Consider the following 18,319-nt stretch of genomic DNA (forward strand, 5'->3'; position numbering starts at 1 on the left):
AATTGTGAAATGGTCAGAAATTAGTATTCATACAACAGAAGAAGCAGTAGAAGCTGTCTCTCATATTTTACATGAAGCTGGTGCTAGTGGAGTTGCGATTGAGGACCCGGCGGAGTTGACGAAAGAGCGCGAGCAACAATATGGTGAAATTTATGCATTGAACCCAGATGAATACCCGGCGGAAGGTGTGTTAATAAAAGCATATTTCCCGCAAACGGATTCTTTACATGAAACAATTGCAGGTGTAAAATCATCTATTGATGTGCTTCCATCTTACGACATCGAAATTGGTACTGGAAATATTACCGTTAACGAAGTCAATGAAGAAGATTGGGCTACTGCTTGGAAAAAATATTACCATCCAGTACAAATTTCTGATACATTCACAATTGTACCGACGTGGGAAGAATATACACCATCTTCTCCGGAAGAAAAAATTATTGAATTAGATCCAGGTATGGCGTTTGGAACAGGAACTCATCCAACAACAACGATGTGTATCCGTGCTTTAGAAAAAACAGTACAGCCAGGTGACGCTATCATTGATGTAGGAACAGGTTCTGGTGTACTGAGTATTGCAGCAGCAAAACTAGGTGCGTCTTCTGTTCAAGCATATGATTTAGATCCCGTTGCGGTTGAAAGTGCAGAAATGAATGTACGTTTAAATAAAACAGATGATATCGTATCTGTTGGACAGAATAGTCTTTTAGAGGGTATTGAAGGTCCTGTTGATTTAATCGTAGCTAACTTATTAGCAGAAATTATTCTTTTATTCCCTGAAGATGCAGCGAGAGTTGTGAAGTCAGGCGGATTATTTATTACATCGGGCATTATTGCTGCGAAGGAAAAAGTAATTTCTGAGGCGCTAGAAAAAGCTGGATTTACAATTGAAGAAGTGTTACGAATGGAAGATTGGGTAGCAATTATTGCACGAAATGCGTAATATAGATTTTAGTCTATAATGAAAAGGAGAGTCTCTCACTATAAGGTGAGGGACTTGCCGTTTGTTATATGAAAAATGATAACGTTTCGTTCTTTTCGTAAGTATTGACTTACGAAAGGAACGAAACTCTACTAAGGTGATTATATGCAACGTTATTTTGTAGAAGAGAAATATGTAAATGAGACAAGTATTCGCATTGTAGGTGATGACGTACATCATATCGCAAGAGTGATGCGTATGTCAGCTGGTGATCACATTTATTGTTGTGTAAACGGAAAAACAGCAGTGTGTTCAATTGATGAAATTACCAGTGAATTTATTAATACGGCTATTGTAGAATGGGTAGAGGCGTCAAGTGAACTTCCTGTTTTCGTGACGATTGCAAGTGGACTGCCAAAAGGAGACAAGCTAGAGTTAATTTTCCAAAAAGGAACAGAGCTTGGGGCAGCTGCATTCTTACCATTTCAAGCATCTCGCTCTATCGTAAAATGGGATGCGAAAAAAGCTGATAAAAAAGTTGAGCGTTTAAGAAAAATTGTGAAAGAAGCTGCGGAACAATCACATAGAAGTGAAGTTCCAGAAGTACATGCTCCGGCATCGTTTAAACAATTACTTTCAATGAGTGGTGAGTATGATGTTTGTCTTGTTGCTTACGAAGAGGAAGCAAAACAAGGCGAGAAATCTAATTTTGCGAAAGCTTTAACGACGATGAAACCAGGTCAAAAGCTATTGATTGTATTTGGCCCAGAAGGCGGTTTAGCTGAGGAAGAGATTACAGCGCTTCGTGAACATAAATTTGTACCATGTAGTTTAGGACCAAGAATTTTAAGAACAGAAACGGCGCCGTTATACGCGTTAAGTGCTGCTTCGTATCATTTTGAATTGATGGGGTGATGATCAATGTCAACTGTTGCGTTCCATACGTTAGGTTGTAAAGTAAACCACTATGAAACAGAAGCCATTTGGCAATTGTTTAAACAAGGTGGTTATGAAAGAACAGAATATGAAAAGAAAGCTGATGTATATGTTATTAACACATGTACAGTAACGAATACTGGGGACAAAAAAAGCCGTCAAGTAATCAGACGTGCTGTGCGTCAAAATCCAGATGCAGTTATTTGCGTAACGGGATGTTATGCACAAACATCTCCAGCTGAAATTATGGCGATTCCAGGTGTGGATATTGTAGTTGGTACACAGGATCGTGAAAAGATGTTAGGTTACATCGAAGAATTCCGTAAAGAGCGTCAACCAATTAATGCTGTCCGCAATATTATGAAAACACGTGTGTACGAAGAACTTGATGTACCTTATTTCACGGATCGTACACGTGCGTCTTTAAAAATACAAGAGGGTTGCAATAACTTCTGTACATTCTGTATCATTCCTTGGGCGCGTGGTTTAATGCGTTCTCGTGATGGAAAAGAAGTTATTAAACAAGCACAGCAATTAGTAGATGCAGGCTATAAAGAAATCGTATTAACGGGTATTCATACAGGTGGATACGGTGAAGATATTAAAGATTATAATTTAGCTGGGTTACTTCGTGATATGGAAGCGGAAGTAGGCGGATTAAAACGTCTTCGTATTTCTTCTATTGAAGCGAGTCAGATTTCAGATGAGGTAATTGAAGTGTTAGATAAGTCTGAAGTAGTTGTACGTCACTTACACATTCCGTTGCAATCTGGATCTAATACTGTATTAAAACGTATGCGTCGTAAGTATACGATGGAATTCTTCCAAGAGCGTTTAGATCGTTTGAAAGAAGCGTTACCAGGTCTTGCGATTACATCAGACGTAATCGTTGGTTTCCCAGGTGAAACAGAAGAAGAATTCATGGAAACATACAATTTCATTAAAGAGAATCGATTCTCTGAGTTACACGTGTTCCCTTACTCAAAACGTACAGGAACACCTGCAGCACGCATGGAAGATCAAGTTCCTGAAGATGTGAAGAACGATCGTGTTCACCGTTTAATTGAACTATCTAATCAATTAGCGAAAGAGTATGCGTCACAGTTTGAAGGCGAAGTACTTGAAATTATTCCAGAAGAGCAATTTAAAGAGGGCGACCGTGAAGGGTTATATGTAGGTTATACAGATAACTACTTGAAAATTGTATTTGAAGGGTCAGAAGAATTAATTGGTAAACTAGTGAAAGTGAAAATCACGAAAGCTGGTTATCCATATAATGAAGCGCAATTTGTTCGTGTTCTTGAAGATGATGTGAAAAAAGAATCAGCAAGCGCATAAAGTAAAACTTTAATCAGCGTGGGATTCATTCCCCGCTGATTATTAGCCCGCACCAATCGGGCTTTTACGGGCAGCCCAATCCCCACCTAATTTCTTTGTTTTCGCTGAATTTTGAGGTGGGGGTCTTACTGCCCGGCAAATAGCGGGGTAAAAAAGCATGCAAACGGAAACAATTTGCATGCTTTCTTTTTTTAGTGGATACGTTAAGTACCGAAAATGTATGAAATGAGTAGGTGTTTCGTACATTCCTGTATGAAAAAAGGTGTAATGACAAAAATATAGTTGTCTTCAGGTAAAAGAATAACAGCTATCTGCATAGTTTTTGAAAAAGGAAGAGCATCTATTCTTCTTTTATTCTGCCAAATAGTTGACCTGAAGTGATAAAATGTATTATAATCGTAAAAGACATGCTGAAGAAGTGTTTCTTTTTGCATGCTGAAGTTAGTATGTAAGTGTGATGTTTCGGAGGGAGGGAAAGAGAATGTCAAAAACAGTCGTTCGTAAAAACGAGTCTTTGGAGGATGCACTTCGCCGTTTTAAAAGATCGGTTTCTAAAACTGGTACACTTGCTGAAGCAAGAAAGCGCGAGTTTTATGAAAAACCAAGTGTAAAACGTAAGAAGAAATCTGAAGCGGCAAGAAAGCGTAAATTCTAAGAGAGGGTGTAAGTTATGAGTCTTCTCGGTCGTTTAAACGATGATATGAAACAAGCGATGAAGAATAAACAAAAAGAAAAATTAACCGTCATTCGTATGGTTAAGGCTGCTTTACAAAATGAAGGTATTAAACTGCAACATACTCTTACTGAAGAAGAGGAATTAACAGTTTTAGCTCGTGAAGTAAAACAGTATAAGGACTCCCTCCTTGAATTTAAAAAAGCTGGTCGTGAAGACCTTGTTGATAAACTGCAAAGTGAAATTCAGATTTTAAGCGCATATTTGCCAGAGCAATTAACGGAAGAAGAATTAGCGAATGTAATTAAGCAAGTTATTTCTGAAGTTGGTGCTACTTCTAAAGCAGATATGGGTAAGGTGATGACTGCTGTTATGCCGAAAGTAAAAGGTAAAACAGACGGATCACTTGTGAATAAGCTGGTTATCCAGCTATTAGCATAAAAAAACGTCTCATTTCGTATGAGACGTTTTTTTATGCTTTTTTTCAGTTTGGACGTGATATTACAAGCTCTTTTTTCATACATATGGGATGAGAGGGGGTCTTTTGAGATGAAAAAATTAGAACAAATGAAGAATTGGTTAACGAAGCAAATAGACCTGCCAGTGGATGTGCTAATGGATCTACCTCGGATCACGCTTGTTGGGCAAGTGCATATCTATATAGAAAATCATCGAGGTTTATTAGTGTTTTCAGATAAAGAAGTAAGATTGTTGTTAAAGCATGGTCAATTATTAATTAAGGGGCAGTCCTTTGTTATTAAAACAATCCTTCCGGAAGAACTTTTGCTGGAAGGGATAATTGAGCAAGTGACATTTTTAGAAGACGAAAAGAAAGGGAAGTGAGGGAAACTTCCGTATGTGAAGTTTTTCTTCTTTATTCTAACGATTTGACCCTACTATTTATGGACAATAAAACTTTGTATTTCATTTTCGTACGAGCTATTTTGCTAATTAAAGTGAAAAGTAGTGTGTCTACTTTTGGAAAGGTAGTGAAGGCAGTAGATGAAAAATAAATGGTTTATAAAGTGGCTTGGATATGTAAAGGTACGAATTGAAGGTAGAGGAGCGGAACGGTTCGTTAACGAATGTGTACGTAGAAATTTATTAGTTTGGGACGTTAAGAAGATTGCTGATGAAACGTTAGTTTTTTGTATGTTATTACGAGATGTGAAAAAAATCAAGCCGATTTATAGAAAAAATGAATGTAAATTATACTTTATTGGACGTTATGGTTTTCCTTTTTTGAATAAGCGCTTAATTAAAAATAGTGGATTCTTAATTGGTTTTTTAATTTTCTTTTTTGGCATGATTGCATTATCAAATATGGTTTGGAAAATTGAAATTACAGGAGCGAAACCTGAAACAGAATATATATTGATGAAAGAATTGGACAAAATGGGTATTAAAAAAGGAAAATTACAATTCCAAATGCCTAGTGTAGAAGATGTACAACGTCATTTGACAGACAATATTAATGCGATTACTTGGGCAGGACTAGAAATAAGGGGAACGACGTATCACTTTAAAATTGTTGAAAAAAATGAACCGAAAAAAGAAAAGGAACAAAGACCGCAAAATTTAGTGGCAAAAAAAGAAGCGATTGTTACAAAAACATTTGTTGAAGTAGGAAAACCAGTCGTTCTAAAAAATGATCATGTAGAAAAAGGTCAGCTTCTCGTATCGGGGGTATACGGTAATGAGGAGAGTCAGACGATTGTTTCGGCGAAAGGTATTGTATATGGAGAAACGTGGTATACATCAAATGTGAATGTGCCACTAAAGACACAATTTCAAGTATATACTGGCAATACGTATAATGAGCATTATCTTAAATTGGGGAGTACGAAAATAAAAATATGGGGATTTCGACATGATAAGTATAAACGCTCCCGTACGGAAAGTGTAAAGCATGATGTGAAATTATTTGGTTTTACACTACCGATTGCATACGAAAAAGATATAGTGCGAGAAGAGGAAGAAGCGAACCGGGAATATACAGAAAAACAGGCAATGAAAGTAGCGAAAGAGATGGCTGAAAAAGAACTAAAGAAAAAATTGGATGAACATGCTATGATTGTAAGTGATAAGATTTTGAGTAAAGAGGTTGAGGCGGATCAACTAAAAGTCACATTGCATTATACTGTGATTGAAAATATTGCAGAGCCACAACCAATATCCGAATCCGATATTCAAGGAGACTGAGTAATGGCAGAACAATTAGTAGAAATGAACCAACAATTGGAAAATACTAACGAAGCAATCGCTCTTTTTGGAGTCAATGATGCTCATTTAAAAGTAATTGAAAGGGAACTGAATGTATCGATTGTAACTAGAGGTGAAACTGTTCATGCATCTGGAGCAGTTGAAACTGTGACACTCGTAGAAAAAATCTTACAGCAATTACTTGTTGTTATTCGAAAAGGTGTGTCAATTACAGAAAGAGATGTTGCGTATGCAATTCAGCTCGCACAACAAGGGAAAATTGCTCAATTTGAAGAGTTATATGAAGAAGAAATCTTTAAAACGGCAAAAGGTAAATCCATTCGTGTAAAAACAATGGGGCAAAGAAGATACATTCATGCAATGAAGAAGAATGACATTGTATTTGGAATTGGACCTGCTGGGACGGGGAAAACATACCTAGCTGTAGTAATGGCTGTGAGAGCTTTAAAGCAAGGGTATGTAAAGAAAATTATTTTAACGAGACCGGCTGTAGAAGCAGGCGAAAGTTTAGGTTTTTTACCAGGCGATTTGAAAGAGAAGGTAGATCCGTATTTACGTCCGTTGTATGATGCCCTGCACGATATTCTTGGACAAGAATATACGCAGCGTATGATGGAGAGAGGTGTAATTGAAATTGCGCCTCTTGCTTATATGAGAGGGCGTACGCTGGATGATTCATTTGTTATTTTAGATGAAGCGCAAAATACAACGGGTGCACAAATAAAAATGTTTTTAACAAGATTAGGTTTTAGTTCTAAAATGGTTATTACGGGAGATCCTTCACAAGTAGATTTACCAAAAGGGGTAAAATCAGGGCTTTCGCTAGCTTCTAACATTTTATCTGGTGTATCAGGTCTTTCATTCATTACATTAGAACAAACGGACGTTGTGAGGCATCCACTGGTGCAACGCATTATTGAGGCATATGATAAAATGGAATGATCCTATTTGTCAGGGTCATTTCTTTTTGTATTAAGGTTGGCGAACGGCACATTTTTTACTATCATAAAAGATAAGAGAAATAAACTATAGGTACTGGTGTATAAAAATGTTACCTAAAAGTATTGTTGGCTAGAAGAAATGAAAGCTATAAATAGTTTCACTTTATTTCTGGAGAGGAGAAGGTATTGAAATCATGTTAAGATCTCAAGAAATTTCTAAGTGGTTTCGTAATTTACAACATTCGAAAAAACTAAGTTGGATTTCTTACGTTTTATTAGGAGCAGTGCTGTTCTTTGCGCTTATGAATAATGTGAAACCAGAGCAATTAGATGTTGATATGTATTCTATTGCGAAAAAAACAATTCACTCTCCTATTAAAATTGAAGATAAGGTTATAACGGACAGAAAAAAACAAGAGGCCGCTCAAAAAGTCGGGGATCAATATACATATAGAAGTGAATATAAACAAAATAGAGTAGATATTGTAAATGATGTTTTTGCCAAGGTGAATGAAGTAATTCAGGAGATGAAAGCTGCTGGACCTGAAGAGCAAAAAAAGATGACCGATGCTAATAAATTAGAAAAGTTGAAGAAGAAGTTGCCATCTAATTTAACAAAGGAATTATCTGATGAGAATTTACTATACTTTATTAATTCAGAACCGGATCAATTAGAATTAGCAAAGAACGCGGCTTTAACGTCTGTTAGTGTTATTATGGGCGGAAATATCAAAATGTCCGAAGAAATAGCAGCAAAAGAGCGATTTGTTAATGAAATGAAAAGCCTTAATGTGAATAGCGGATTGAAGGAAGCTGTTAATGCGCTAGGATCATATGCGATTACAGCAAATTATTTTTATGATCCGGCTGTAACGAAAGAGAAGAAGAAAGCGGAAGAGGATTTAGTCCCACCTGTTTATATTCTTCAAGGACAAGTTATTGTTAGAGAAGGCGAAACAATTTCAAGTGATATGTATAATCAGTTGAAATTAGTCGGTTTATTAGAGAAAGGTAATAGTTTTCAGCCTTATGTTGGATTAGCGGTGCTCATTGGTGTGTTACTATACTTTATGCATAAGCAGTTTGAAGTATTTTTACAGCGGAAAAGAGAAGATAGACCGTATATTTTAGCGTATATTACAATTTTGTCTATCACGATTGTTTTAATGAAAATTATTAGTTTGTTTCAAAAGCTTGAATATGCAGGAATTGCGTATGTTGTCCCGGTTGCGATGGGAACAATACTTGTAAAACTAATGATTGGCGATCGATTTGTATTTTTAACAAGTATGATTTTTTCTGTGTGCGGAAGTATTATGTTTAATGAAGGGGTAACAAGTACACTGAATTATAGTGTAGGTATTTATGTGTTACTAAGTTCATTATCAGTGAGTATTTTCTTAAGAGAAAAAAATCGTCGTACGATGATTTTGCAAGCTGGTATACTCGTTTCTATCTTAAATGTAGTCGTCTTGGCGGCGTTATTATTATTACGTAATGGGAATTTTTCACCTCTTGAAATTGGTACGCAATTATTAATGGCTTCACTTTCAGGGATTATCTCTTCCGTTTTAGCTATGGGGATATTACCTTATTTAGAAAGTGGGCTTGGAATTGTATCAAGCATGAAGCTTATGGAACTATCAAGTCCGAATCATCCGCTTTTGCGTAGAATTTTGTTAGAAGCACCAGGAACATATCATCATAGTGTAATGGTAGCGAATCTTTCTGAAGCTGCTTGTGAAGCAGTTGGAGCAAATGGTGTATTAGCGCGTGTAGGGGCATATTATCATGATGTAGGAAAAACAGTACAACCGCAATTCTTTATTGAAAATCAGATGGGAATTGAAAACCCGCATGATAAATTAGATCCTGTGACGAGTAAAGAGATTATCATTGCTCATGTAACAGATGGAGTAAGAATGCTCGAAGAATACCATATTCCGCAAGAAATTATTGATATTGCTGGACAACATCATGGTACAACGCTCCTTAAATATTTTTATTATAAGGCGATTAAAGAAGATAAAGAAAAATATACAGAAGAGATGTTCCGTTATCCGGGATCAAAAGCAACTTCTAAAGAATCGGCAATCGTTGGTATCGCTGATAGTGTTGAGGCGGCGGTGCGTTCTATGAATCATCCAACGCCAGATCAAATTAATAATTTAGTACAAAGTATTATTAAGGATCGCCTGCAAGATGGGCAATTTAGTGAATGTGATTTGACATTTAAGGAACTACAAATCGTTGGACGAACGTTATGTGAAACGTTAAATGGTATTTTCCATTCGCGTATTACATATCCGGAACCACCGGAAGAGAAGGAGAAAGAATGAGCTTATTAATTGATTTTATTGATGAAACAGAAGAAGTGAAAGAAGAATATGTGAATTTAATTCGTGAGATATTAGGAAAAGCAGCTCAAATGGAAGAAATAGAGGATGGTGCGGAGTTATCAGTGACATTTGTAGATAACGAACGCATTCGCGAGATTAATCGTGATTACCGAGATAAGGATCAGCCTACTGATGTCATTTCCTTTGCTATGGAAGAAATGGGAGAAGGGGAAATGGAAATTGTAGGTGTAGAGATGCCACGTATGTTAGGTGACCTTATTATTTCTATTCCGAGAGCGAAAGAACAAGCTGAAGAGTATGGACATTCTTTTGATCGTGAACTTGGCTTTTTAGCATTACATGGCTTTTTACATTTACTTGGTTATGACCACGTGACAGAAGAGGATGAAAAAGAAATGTTTGGAAGACAGAAAGAAATTTTAGATGCATTTGGATTAGGGCGATGAAAAAAGGAAAACTTATAGATAGTTTTGGGTATGCTATAGCAGGTGTATTCTTTTGTCTTCGTCATGAACGAAATATGAAAATTCATTATTTAGCCGCAGTCATTGTTATATGCTGCGGCTTTTATTTCCATATTACGAAAGTAGAGTGGATGGTATTACTTATTGTAATAGGAATTGTAATGAGTTTAGAGATGGTAAATACAGCTGTGGAAAAAACAGTAGATTTAGCGACTACCGATATACATCCGTTTGCGAAAATTGCAAAGGATGTCGCAGCGGGAGCAGTTTTATTGTTTGCTATAATAGCTGTTATAATTGGTGCTATTATCTTTTTACCGTATGTGGTATAGTTGCATTCCAAAGTTTTTATTAAGCTTTGGAGGTGCCGTAAAGGCCTTTAATAAGAGAGTGTATCTATTCACAGCTGTGAACAGGAAGGATGCGGGAATATGAATAGTAAACAATTAATTCAAGAAGCAATCGAAGCGCGTAAACAAGCGTACGTACCATATTCTAAATTTCAAGTAGGTGCAGCATTATTAACACAGGATGGAAAAGTATATCGTGGATGTAATGTTGAGAATGCATCATATGGCCTATGTAACTGTGCAGAAAGAACAGCTTTATTTAAGGCGGTTTCTGAAGGAGATAAAGAGTTTGTAGCTATCGCGATTGTGGCGGATACAAAGCGTCCAGTACCTCCTTGTGGAGCATGTCGACAAGTTATGGTAGAATTATGTAAACAGGATACGAAAGTATACCTGTCAAATTTACATGGTGACGTTCAAGAGACAACAGTCGGAGAATTGTTACCAGGAGCATTTTTAGCGGAGGATTTACATGAATAGAAAAGGTTATAAATCAGGTTTTGTCTCTATTATTGGCAGACCGAATGTTGGGAAATCTACATTTTTAAATCGTATTATCGGCCAAAAAATTGCTATTATGAGTGACAAACCACAAACAACTCGTAATAAAATTCAAGGCGTATATACAGAAAATGATTCACAAGTAATTTTCATTGATACACCAGGAATACATAAACCTAAACATAAACTAGGTGACTTCATGGTGAAGATGGCTCAAACGACATTAAAAGAAGTTGATATCGTTCTGTTTATGGTCAATGCAGTCGAAGGATTTGGTCGTGGTGAGGAATTCATCATTGAGAAGTTAAAAGAAACGAAGCAACCAGTATTTTTAGTCATTAATAAAATTGACCAACTTCATCCAGAACAATTATTAGAGTTAATTGATCAATACCGCAAACTACATGAATTTGCAGAGATTGTACCGATTTCTGCATTAGATGGTAATAATGTGGACGCTTTAATTGGAACCATTAAAAAGTATTTACCAGAAGGGCCACAATACTACCCAGATAATCAAGTAACGGACCATCCAGAGAGATTTATTATTGCAGAGCTTATTCGTGAGAAAGTACTACATTTAACACGTGAAGAAGTACCGCATTCTGTGGCTGTTGTTATCGATGCAATTCAAAAACGCGAAGGCGGGGCAGTTTATATCAACGCAACGATTGTTGTTGAACGTCCGTCGCAAAAAGGAATTATTATCGGAAAACAAGGGAAGATGTTAAAAGAAGTTGGTAAGAGAGCTCGTTTTGATATTGAAGCATTACTTGGTTCTAAAGTATTTTTAGAAGTATGGGTAAAAGTGCAAAAAGATTGGCGCAATAAAATGTCTCAGCTTCGTGACCTTGGTTTCCGCGAAGACGAGTACTAAAATAGGGTAAAGCTGTAATCAGCGGATGTTTTGTTCATCCGCTGATTATTGGTTTTATGAGTTTTAATAAATTAGGAAAAATTTTTCTCACATGAAAATGGACAAAATGGGTCAATTTAATAACAACAAAGGAAATTGGTTTATAGGCTACGCTTATTGAGAAAGGTGGATTCTTATGCTAGATTTTACCTGGAAGTTTTTCTCCAAAACAGGAAGCATTGAAACGTATTTGCTTTTGAAAGAAATGGAAAAAGACGTAAACGATGAGATGGATCAACATGAAGAGGAGCTAGCGCATCTAGACTCTCCAATTTCTTGACCCGTTTTGTTCAAACCTTGGATGGTGACGAACATGTTTCAAAAAGTTGAGGGCATCGTTATCCGTACGACAGATTACGGAGAAACGAACAAGATTGTTACAATATTCTCAAGAGAACTTGGTAAGGTAAGTGCAATGGCAAGAGGAGCGAAAAAACCGAAAAGCCGGTTAGCATCTGTTTCGCAACTTATGACACATGGTCATTTCCTTATACAAATGGGATCTGGACTTGGAACTTTGCAACAAGGCGAGATTATTTCAAATATGAAAGAAATTCGCGAGGATATATTTTTAACTGCTTATGCATCATTTATTGTTGAGTTAACTGATAAAGCAACAGAAGATAAAAAACATAATCCATATTTATTTGAGATGTTATATCAAACGTTGCATTACATGTGTGAGGGTGTTGATTCAGAAGTATTATCATTAATTTATCAAACGAAAATGCTTCCGGTATTAGGGATGCGCCCGTACTTTGATACATGTGCGATTTGTCATCAAGAAACAGATTTTGTCGCCTTCTCTGTCCGAGAAGGCGGTTTTCTGTGCTCGCGTCATGCTGAGCAAGATCAGTATCGTATACCAGTGGGAGAAGCTGTTCATAAATTATTACGTCTTTTCTACCACTTCGATTTACATAGACTTGGCAATGTATCAGTGAAGGATAGCACAAAAAAACAAATGCGTTTAGTGTTGAATACATATTATGATGAATATTGCGGGATTTATTTGAAATCAAGACGTTTCTTAGAACAACTTGATAAGTTTCAAATATAATTTGGGGCCGTATATGGTCCTTTTTACATCCTATCTTTTTCGAATAGCATATTTAGTATATAATATTTAAGAGATAGTATAACTTTTTTCGTTGTGCATTAAAGGTGGTGATTATCATAGAGCTGAATAAACGGCAGGAACATATCATTCAGATTGTAAAAGATCACGGTCCTATTACAGGGGAGTCAATTGCTGCGCAATTGGGATTAACACGTGCAACGCTAAGACCAGACTTAGCAATTTTAACGATGGCTGGTTATTTAGAAGCGCGTCCACGCGTAGGTTATTTTTATACGGGAAAAACTGGGGGACAGCTATTATCTGAAGCTGTTAAGAAAATTAAAGTACAAGATTATCAATCTAGACCAGTTGTAATTGATAAAAATGTATCAGTATACGATGCAATTTGTACGATGTTTTTAGAGGATGTAGGTACATTATTCGTTGTAGATCAATCGACTCTATTAGTTGGTGTTGTATCTCGTAAAGATTTATTACGAGCTAGCTTAGGAAAGCAGGATTTAACCTCTCTTCCGGTTAATATTATCATGACAAGGATGCCAAACATTGCGATGTGTCGTAGAGAAGATTCTTTATATGATATTGCGATGGAATTAATAGAAAGACAGATTGATGCGATGCCAGTTGTAAAAGATACGAAACAAGGTTTAGAAGTGATTGGACGAATTACAAAAACAAATATTACACGTGCGTTTGTAAACTTAGTAAATAACGAATAAGTGTAATTTGTTTAAAGTGAGGTAATGTAATGGATAATAAAATCGTATATGTCGTATCTGACTCTGTCGGAGAAACGGCTGATTTGGTTGTTCGAGCAGCAATGGGGCAATTCCCATTTGCTCCTGATATTAGACGTGTACCGTATGTAGAAGATACAGGGACATTAAAAGAAGTGATTTCGATTGCTAAGAGCAATCAAGCGCTTATTTGTTTTACGTTAGTAAAACCTGACATGCGTCAGTATTTAGTGACAGAGGCTGCAAAAGAAGGCGTAGAGGCGTATGATATTATCGGACCTCTAATCGATCAAATTGAAGAAATTACAGGGCAAGTGCCGAGATACGAGCCGGGTGTTGTTCGTAGATTAGATGAAGAATATTTTAAAAAGATTGAAGCAATTGAGTTTGCTGTAAAGTATGATGATGGTAGAGATGCGCGCGGTATTTTAAAAGCGGATATCGTGTTGATTGGGATTTCGCGTACATCAAAAACGCCACTTTCTCAATATTTAGCGCATAACAAACGTTTGAAAGTTGCCAATGTACCACTTGTACCAGAAGTGGATCCACCTGAGGAATTATATCAAGTGGCAAAAGAAAAATGTTTCGGTTTGAAAATTACGCCAGATAAGTTGAATCATATTCGAAAAGAGCGATTGAAATCACTTGGACTAAGTGACGGTGCAACATATGCCAATATTAATCGTATTAAAGAAGAAATTGATCACTTTGAGAATGTAGTTGGTAAAATAAATTGTCAAGTAATTGATGTATCGAATAAGGCGATTGAAGAAACAGCTAACATTATTGTGAATGCAGTGCAAAACCAAAAAATGTTTTAGCACATTTACCAAAGGTGAATGTGCTTTTTTCGCTCGTGAGAAACACAATGCCTGTTGATTTCGTAATAGATTATAGCAGAGTGGTTATACTTATATTCTTCTGTCATTTTATTATGTTAAAGGTAAGGTTTCGTTATCCTGAAATAGAAGATGAAAAAATAAAGGGATATGTAGCGTAGTTGAAGAAAATATATTATAATAAAAAATTGTGATAAAAACCTATATTTTACGTTTAGACTTTAATTTTTCAGAATAAACTAGGGATAGGATTTACGAAAAGACATGTAATTACGTTAAATCGACAAAATCTATACAAGAAAACGCACATTATGGAAGGATTCGCAGAAGGGATGTAGAATACAGAAATATGCAAAACATCAAGATCGTATGAGTTGATGCAGATGCATATCCTGTGAAGGCTGAAAATTGTGCAAGCTGGAACGAAATTTCATGTCGAAATTTTGTTTGTCACATCGTATGCTCATCGTTTAAGGAAGCGGCAAGGGAAATTGGATCTATGCAGATACTGAATAAGCTAAAGTTGATTTCTTTATATGTATCAACATGCAAAAGAAACAGATCGCGTGATCACATAGTATATAGTGCTTGCTAGTCTTCTTGTAAAAAAGTGCGTATGTATTGTCTCTAGGAGGTACATTTGTAATAGATGAGCAAATGGATACAATTTTATATAGTAGGTACGTATCTGCGAAGTTGCGCAGAAAAGGTCTGCAAAATCGTTTGATAACGTGATCGACAACACTTTCTAATAAGTTTAGAAAAATATTGTCGAATTATAAAGGAATTTTTAAATTTATATCGAATACAAATTACGACACGGAGATGGAGTTATGGGGAACAGAATTCCCGAAGAAGTTGTTGAACAGATTCGGACGTCATCCGATATTGTAGAAGTGATTGGTGAATACGTTCAACTTAGAAAACAGGGGCGTAACTATTTCGGCCTTTGTCCATTTCATGGTGAGAATTCTCCTTCATTCTCTGTTTCATCTGATAAGCAAATTTTTCATTGCTTCGGATGTGGAGAGGGTGGAAATGTATTTTCCTTTCTAATGAAAATGGAAGGACTGGCTTTTACCGAGGCTGTTCAAAAGCTAGGTGAAAGAAATGGAATTGCGGTTGCAGAGTATACATCAGGGCAAGGACAACAAGAAGACATATCTGATGACACTGTCATCATGCAACAAGCTCATGAACTTTTGAAAAAGTATTATCATCATTTATTAGTAAATACAGAAGAAGGAAATGAAGCACTTTCGTATTTGTTAAAACGTGGTATTACAAAAGAGATGATTGAGAAGTTTGAAATTGGTTATGCGTCACCTGCTTGGGATGCAGCAACGAAAATTTTGCAAAAAAGAGGTTTATCGCTGTCAAGTATGGAACAAGCTGGTCTTCTCATAAGAAGCGAGAAGGATGGTAGTCATTATGACCGCTTCCGTGGAAGGGTTATGTTCCCGATCTATACGTTACAAGGTAAAGTGATAGCGTTTAGTGGAAGGGCGTTAGGAGATGACACTCCGAAATATTTAAATAGCCCTGAAACACCGATTTTTCACAAAAGTAAATTGTTATATAACTTCCACCAAGCGAGGCCGTTTATTAGAAAACGTGGACAGGTGGTCCTTTTGGAAGGATATGCTGACGTACTAGCTGCAGTAAAAAGTGGTGTGGAAGAAGCTGTTGCGACAATGGGAACAGCTTTAACTGAAGAACAAGCAAAACTTCTGCGACGTAACGTTGAAACTGTTGTTCTTTGCTATGATGGTGATAAAGCAGGGCGAGAAGCGACGATGAAAGCAGGGCAATTATTGTTGCAAGTTGGTTGCCAAGTGAAAGTTACATCCTTGCCAGATAAGCTTGATCCTGATGAATATGTGCAACAATATGGGACAACTGCTTTTGAAAATCTTGTGAAATCAAGTATAAGTTTTGTTGGTTTTAAAATAAATTATTTGCGTTTAGGGAAAAATTTGCAAGATGAGTCTGGCAAAGAAGAGTATGTGAAAAGTGTTTTAAAAGAGTTATCGTTGTTACAGGATGCGATGCAGGCAGAATCATATTTGAAGTCATTATCGCAAGAATTTTCGTATTCAATGGAAACACTTTTGAATCAATTGCACCAATATCGCAAAGAACAAAAGGTACAGCAAAAACAAGTAAAGCAGGTTTCTAAGCCGTCTCAAATTGTTCAAACAAAACCGAAGTTAACAGGTTTTGAAAGGGCAGAAAGAGAAATTATTTACCATATGTTGCAAAGTCCAGAAGTGGCTGTTCGTATGGAATCCCACATAGAAGATTTTCATACAGAAGAACATAAAGGGATTTTATATGAACTATACGCATATTATGAAAAGGGAAATGAACCTTCAGTCGGAACATTTTTAAGTTGGCTCTCTGATGAAAAGTTGAAAAATATTATCACTGATATTTCGACGGATGAATTTATTAATCCAGAATACACAGAAGAAGTGTTGCAAGGCCATTTGGAGACGCTTAGACGTCATCAAGAAAAACTTGAAAAGATGGAAATCATCTTCAAGATAAAACAAATGGAAAAAACAGATCCTGTAGAGGCTGCTAAATATTATGTAGCATATTTACAAAATCAAAAAGCGAGAAAATAGCTTTTTTGATAAATTTTTAGTATAATGAATGTTTGTATCTCGCGTAAGGAGGGGAACAGATGGCTGACAAACCAGCTCGTTCTAAACAAATTGAAACTGAAATGACCCTTGAGCAAGTGAAAGAACAACTCACTGAGCTCGGAAAAAAACGTGGCGTTCTTACATATGAAGAGATTGCAGAACGCATGAATGGATTTGAAATTGAATCCGATCAAATGGATGAATACTATGAATATTTAGGTGAACAAGGGATTGACTTAGTTGGCGACAATGACAACGACGAAGGCCCTAATAATCGCCAAATAGCAAAATCGGAAGAAGAATTTGACCTCAATGATTTAAGTGTACCACCAGGGGTTAAAATTAACGATCCTGTTCGTATGTATTTAAAAGAAATTGGTCGTGTAGACTTACTATCTGCAGAAGAAGAGATTCGACTTGCAACGCGTATTGAAGAAGGCGATGAAGAAGCGAAACGTCGTCTTGCAGAAGCAAACTTACGTCTTGTAGTAAGTATTGCGAAGCGCTACGTGGGCCGTGGTATGCTTTTCTTAGACTTAATCCAAGAAGGGAATATGGGTCTAATTAAAGCGGTTGAAAAGTTCGATTATCGTAAAGGTTTCAAATTTAGTACGTATGCAACTTGGTGGATTCGCCAAGCAATTACACGTGCGATTGCAGACCAAGCAAGAACAATTCGTATCCCAGTTCATATGGTTGAAACGATTAATAAGTTAATTCGTGTACAACGTCAATTATTACAGGATTTAGGACGCGAACCATCTCCTGAAGAGATTGGTGAAGAAATGGATCTTGCTCCAGAAAAAGTACGCGAAATCTTAAAAATTGCACAGGAGCCAGTTTCTCTTGAAACACCGATTGGTGAAGAAGATGACTCCCATTTAGGTGATTTCATTGAAGACCAAGAAGCAACATCGCCTGCGGACCATGCAGCGTATGAATTGCTAAAAGAACAATTAGAAGATGTGTTAGATACACTAACAGATCGTGAAGAAAATGTTCTACGTCTTCGTTTTGGTTTAGATGATGGACGAACTCGTACGCTTGAAGAAGTTGGGAAAGTATTCGGCGTAACGAGAGAACGTATCCGTCAAATTGAAGCGAAAGCACTTCGTAAATTAAGACATCCAAGCCGTAGTAAGCGTCTTAAGGATTTCTTAGAATAGGCTACCTTTAAGTTTACTTCACCTTTGTGAAGTAAACTTTTTTATTTTGTTAATTTTTGTTAAACTTTAGCTATCGGCAACGATTACAATTTCTTGTAATTTATTTTACAGAATTGTCTTTTGATTTGCAAATGCTCATTTTTCGATTTTTCGATTAATTTTGTTTATTCTATACAAAAATATATGTAGAAAAGTGAAAAATATGATGAGAAACGTTA

At 36.4% G+C, this 18,319-nt stretch carries 19 protein-coding genes; all 19 read left to right on the plus strand.

Annotated elements, in window-relative coordinates; translation table 11 throughout:
• The first annotated feature begins 4 nt into the window (after positions 1–4).
• Positions 5–943 (plus strand): 50S ribosomal protein L11 methyltransferase, encoded by a 939-nt coding sequence (prmA, locus tag DN390_RS05235; RefSeq protein WP_060632308.1) that lies wholly within the window; start codon positions 5–7, stop codon positions 941–943.
• 144 nt (positions 944–1,087) lie between these two features.
• Entirely contained in the window at positions 1,088–1,837 is a 750-nt protein-coding gene (locus tag DN390_RS05240) for a 16S rRNA (uracil(1498)-N(3))-methyltransferase (protein ID WP_016086239.1), read from the plus strand.
• 6 nt (positions 1,838–1,843) lie between these two features.
• Positions 1,844–3,196 carry a tRNA (N(6)-L-threonylcarbamoyladenosine(37)-C(2))-methylthiotransferase MtaB gene (mtaB, locus tag DN390_RS05245; protein WP_000108686.1) on the plus strand — a complete coding sequence of 451 codons (1,353 nt, stop codon included), beginning with the start codon at positions 1,844–1,846 and terminating at the stop codon, positions 3,194–3,196.
• Between the two features lie 481 nt (positions 3,197–3,677).
• Positions 3,678–3,851, plus strand: coding sequence for a 30S ribosomal protein S21 (rpsU, locus tag DN390_RS05255; protein ID WP_000048061.1), 174 nt, complete (start codon positions 3,678–3,680; stop codon positions 3,849–3,851).
• 15 nt (positions 3,852–3,866) lie between these two features.
• Positions 3,867–4,310 carry a GatB/YqeY domain-containing protein gene (locus tag DN390_RS05260; RefSeq protein WP_060632306.1) on the plus strand — a complete coding sequence of 148 codons (444 nt, stop codon included), beginning with the start codon at positions 3,867–3,869 and terminating at the stop codon, positions 4,308–4,310.
• 108 nt (positions 4,311–4,418) lie between these two features.
• Entirely contained in the window at positions 4,419–4,712 is a 294-nt protein-coding gene (yqfC, locus tag DN390_RS05265) for a sporulation protein YqfC (RefSeq protein ID WP_147806752.1), read from the plus strand.
• Between the two features lie 159 nt (positions 4,713–4,871).
• Entirely contained in the window at positions 4,872–6,071 is a 1,200-nt protein-coding gene (gene yqfD / locus DN390_RS05270) for a sporulation protein YqfD (RefSeq protein ID WP_060632305.1), read from the plus strand.
• 3 nt (positions 6,072–6,074) lie between these two features.
• A complete protein-coding gene (locus DN390_RS05275) occupies positions 6,075–7,034 on the plus strand; it encodes a PhoH family protein (protein WP_016086243.1) in 960 nt (319 codons plus the stop codon).
• A 193-nt stretch (positions 7,035–7,227) separates the two neighbouring features.
• Positions 7,228–9,372, plus strand: a complete 2,145-nt coding sequence (locus tag DN390_RS05280; RefSeq protein WP_097950543.1) for an HD family phosphohydrolase — start codon at positions 7,228–7,230, stop codon at positions 9,370–9,372.
• Complete coding sequence (gene ybeY, locus DN390_RS05285; protein WP_147806753.1) at positions 9,369–9,839, plus strand: rRNA maturation RNase YbeY; 471 nt, start codon at positions 9,369–9,371, stop codon at positions 9,837–9,839. Before DN390_RS05280 ends, ybeY begins: the two co-directional genes overlap by 4 nt.
• A complete protein-coding gene (locus DN390_RS05290; RefSeq protein ID WP_060632302.1) occupies positions 9,836–10,189 on the plus strand; it encodes a diacylglycerol kinase family protein in 354 nt (117 codons plus the stop codon). Before ybeY ends, DN390_RS05290 begins: the two co-directional genes overlap by 4 nt.
• Before the next feature lie 99 nt (positions 10,190–10,288).
• Positions 10,289–10,687 (plus strand): cytidine deaminase, encoded by a 399-nt coding sequence (locus DN390_RS05295; RefSeq protein WP_001086294.1) that lies wholly within the window; start codon positions 10,289–10,291, stop codon positions 10,685–10,687.
• Positions 10,680–11,585, plus strand: a complete 906-nt coding sequence (era, locus tag DN390_RS05300) for a GTPase Era (protein WP_048531222.1) — start codon at positions 10,680–10,682, stop codon at positions 11,583–11,585. Before DN390_RS05295 ends, era begins: the two co-directional genes overlap by 8 nt.
• 175 nt (positions 11,586–11,760) lie before the next feature.
• Positions 11,761–11,904 (plus strand): YqzL family protein, encoded by a 144-nt coding sequence (locus tag DN390_RS05305; protein WP_000883924.1) that lies wholly within the window; start codon positions 11,761–11,763, stop codon positions 11,902–11,904.
• A gap of 33 nt (positions 11,905–11,937) precedes the next feature.
• On the plus strand, positions 11,938–12,684 hold the full coding sequence (gene recO, locus DN390_RS05310) for a DNA repair protein RecO (RefSeq protein WP_060632301.1): 747 nt from the start codon (positions 11,938–11,940) through the stop codon (positions 12,682–12,684).
• 107 nt (positions 12,685–12,791) lie between these two features.
• Positions 12,792–13,424: a transcriptional regulator CcpN gene (locus DN390_RS05315; RefSeq protein ID WP_000583758.1), complete on the plus strand. Its 633-nt coding sequence runs from the start codon at positions 12,792–12,794 to the stop codon at positions 13,422–13,424.
• Between the two features lie 29 nt (positions 13,425–13,453).
• Positions 13,454–14,266 carry a pyruvate, water dikinase regulatory protein gene (locus tag DN390_RS05320; protein WP_060632300.1) on the plus strand — a complete coding sequence of 271 codons (813 nt, stop codon included), beginning with the start codon at positions 13,454–13,456 and terminating at the stop codon, positions 14,264–14,266.
• An 851-nt stretch (positions 14,267–15,117) separates the two neighbouring features.
• Positions 15,118–16,914 carry a DNA primase gene (gene dnaG, locus DN390_RS05325; RefSeq protein WP_060632298.1) on the plus strand — a complete coding sequence of 599 codons (1,797 nt, stop codon included), beginning with the start codon at positions 15,118–15,120 and terminating at the stop codon, positions 16,912–16,914.
• A 59-nt stretch (positions 16,915–16,973) separates the two neighbouring features.
• Positions 16,974–18,101, plus strand: coding sequence for an RNA polymerase sigma factor RpoD (rpoD, locus tag DN390_RS05330; protein WP_000764060.1), 1,128 nt, complete (start codon positions 16,974–16,976; stop codon positions 18,099–18,101).
• Positions 18,102–18,319: the final 218 nt, after the last annotated feature.

The sequence above is a fragment of the Bacillus sp. SH7-1 genome, from assembly GCF_008042405.1.
Lineage (GTDB): Bacteria > Bacillota > Bacilli > Bacillales > Bacillaceae_G > Bacillus_A > Bacillus_A thuringiensis_N.

Bases quoted from the DNA above. Each gene is read 5' to 3' on its own strand.
- DN390_RS05240 (WP_016086239.1), top strand. From the start codon at position 1,088: ATGCAACGTTATTTTGTAGAAGAGAAATATGTAAATGAGACAAGTATT.
- mtaB (WP_000108686.1), top strand. From the start codon at position 1,844: ATGTCAACTGTTGCGTTCCATACGTTAGGTTGTAAAGTAAACCACTAT.
- rpsU (WP_000048061.1), top strand. From the start codon at position 3,678: ATGTCAAAAACAGTCGTTCGTAAAAACGAGTCTTTGGAGGATGCACTT.
- DN390_RS05260 (WP_060632306.1), top strand. From the start codon at position 3,867: ATGAGTCTTCTCGGTCGTTTAAACGATGATATGAAACAAGCGATGAAG.
- yqfC (WP_147806752.1), top strand. From the start codon at position 4,419: ATGAAAAAATTAGAACAAATGAAGAATTGGTTAACGAAGCAAATAGAC.
- yqfD (WP_060632305.1), top strand. From the start codon at position 4,872: ATGAAAAATAAATGGTTTATAAAGTGGCTTGGATATGTAAAGGTACGA.
- DN390_RS05275 (WP_016086243.1), top strand. From the start codon at position 6,075: ATGGCAGAACAATTAGTAGAAATGAACCAACAATTGGAAAATACTAAC.
- DN390_RS05280 (WP_097950543.1), top strand. From the start codon at position 7,228: ATGTTAAGATCTCAAGAAATTTCTAAGTGGTTTCGTAATTTACAACAT.
- ybeY (WP_147806753.1), top strand. From the start codon at position 9,369: ATGAGCTTATTAATTGATTTTATTGATGAAACAGAAGAAGTGAAAGAA.
- DN390_RS05290 (WP_060632302.1), top strand. From the start codon at position 9,836: ATGAAAAAAGGAAAACTTATAGATAGTTTTGGGTATGCTATAGCAGGT.
- DN390_RS05295 (WP_001086294.1), top strand. From the start codon at position 10,289: ATGAATAGTAAACAATTAATTCAAGAAGCAATCGAAGCGCGTAAACAA.
- era (WP_048531222.1), top strand. From the start codon at position 10,680: ATGAATAGAAAAGGTTATAAATCAGGTTTTGTCTCTATTATTGGCAGA.
- DN390_RS05305 (WP_000883924.1), top strand. From the start codon at position 11,761: ATGCTAGATTTTACCTGGAAGTTTTTCTCCAAAACAGGAAGCATTGAA.
- recO (WP_060632301.1), top strand. From the start codon at position 11,938: ATGTTTCAAAAAGTTGAGGGCATCGTTATCCGTACGACAGATTACGGA.
- DN390_RS05320 (WP_060632300.1), top strand. From the start codon at position 13,454: ATGGATAATAAAATCGTATATGTCGTATCTGACTCTGTCGGAGAAACG.
- dnaG (WP_060632298.1), top strand. From the start codon at position 15,118: ATGGGGAACAGAATTCCCGAAGAAGTTGTTGAACAGATTCGGACGTCA.
- rpoD (WP_000764060.1), top strand. From the start codon at position 16,974: ATGGCTGACAAACCAGCTCGTTCTAAACAAATTGAAACTGAAATGACC.